Below are 1,383 nucleotides of genomic sequence, written 5' to 3'. Positions count from 1 at the left end.
ATCCTTAAACTCGAATATGAAATTGATTTTAAAAAGAAAGGTTTCATTTCCTAGTACGGAAAGTTTATCATTGCTTTTAGCACATATTTTTGATAACTGAAATATTAACAGAAGTCTTAGAACAACAAACGGATTTAGAAATATAGGGTAAACTTCAATTTGGCATTGAAAAACCTGCAAAATATAAAACAAAAGAACAAAAGATTACTTTTGTTCTTTTGTTTTATATTTTGCAGGTTTTTCAAAAAAAATTTTAAATTTTCTGATAAGATGCTACTATATATACAACTTACCTTTTTACAGGATATAACTTAGTTTTTTATTAAAATACACAAGAATTTTTATAATGTCGAAGATAAAATATTCATCCAAAATTTCATCTACTTTGAGGGAATTTGTTTTTCTTTTATTTGACATTTATAGCTAGAATTTAATATATATTAATGATTATGAGTAACATATGTATTATGCACATGCACAATACGAATATTTTGTATTGCATATATAATATTATCAAGTTTTTCGATAAAAACTTGATTAAATCTATCTATTTCCCTGCTGATTTTTTCGATTATTTCTCACAATTTTATATCCTCTAGGTCATTTCTAACACTTCTTATTTCTTCAAATGTATATTTTGCATTTTTAAAAAATGAATATTTCACATCCTCTACTAATGCAAGTAATATTTGAAACATTTGTAAAGGAGAAAATCTCTCATCAGCTATTGGATATAAATCTTTATAATTAAATCCCTTTTTATTAATAATCAATTCTAAGATTTCCTTTTGGTCATCATCAAATTTTGATAATGTCTCAGGTTTAAAATAGTATTCTAATTTTTCTTGTTCTTTTTGCATACATATTCATCTATCATTTTTTTGAAGCCTCAGAATAGACATCATTTAATTTTGATTCAATAATTTTATGTGATTTACTTAAAGAATCATAAATATTTTGAAGCATTTTAATCCGTTCGATATTTTCAATATCCTTTCTTGTTGCTCTTATTTCTTGTAGTGGATATTTTGGTCTAATATAGAAAAGATTGTCAATATTATCATCTTTTTTCAATGCTAGATATATCTGAAACATCTGTATTGCTGAATACCTTACATCTGCGGCGATTTTTAAATGATCCTTATTAAGATTTCTGGTATTAATGATTAATTCTAAAACTTCTTTTTGACCTTCATCAAATTTTGATAATGTCTCAGGTTTAAAGTAGTATTCTAATTTTTCTTTTTCCATAATTTAATTTTACAAAAAAAAAAAAAAACTAAACAAGGACATAAAAATTAACAGAAAATTAATATTGTATCATCTCTGCATATTGCTGAGGTGATTTTCAATCTAAAACAGATTGCATTCGTTTTGTATTAT

Annotated in this window: 2 protein-coding genes; both read right to left on the bottom strand. The window is 24.1% G+C overall.

Features of this window, described 5'->3' with window-relative positions:
- Positions 1-440: 440 nt before the first annotated feature.
- Positions 441-860: a hypothetical protein gene (locus tag ACXYRR_RS04195; RefSeq protein WP_458598200.1), complete on the bottom strand. Its 420-nt coding sequence runs from the start codon at positions 858-860 to the stop codon at positions 441-443.
- Positions 861-870: 10 nt separating this feature from the next.
- Positions 871-1,251, bottom strand: coding sequence for a hypothetical protein (locus ACXYRR_RS04190; RefSeq protein ID WP_435129138.1), 381 nt, complete (start codon positions 1,249-1,251; stop codon positions 871-873).
- Positions 1,252-1,383 lie beyond the last annotated feature (132 nt).

This window comes from Mycoplasma sp. 246B, assembly GCF_054353935.1.
The sequence above is the reverse complement of the archived record's forward strand: the minus strand, read 5'-3'. Positions and strand labels throughout refer to the sequence as shown.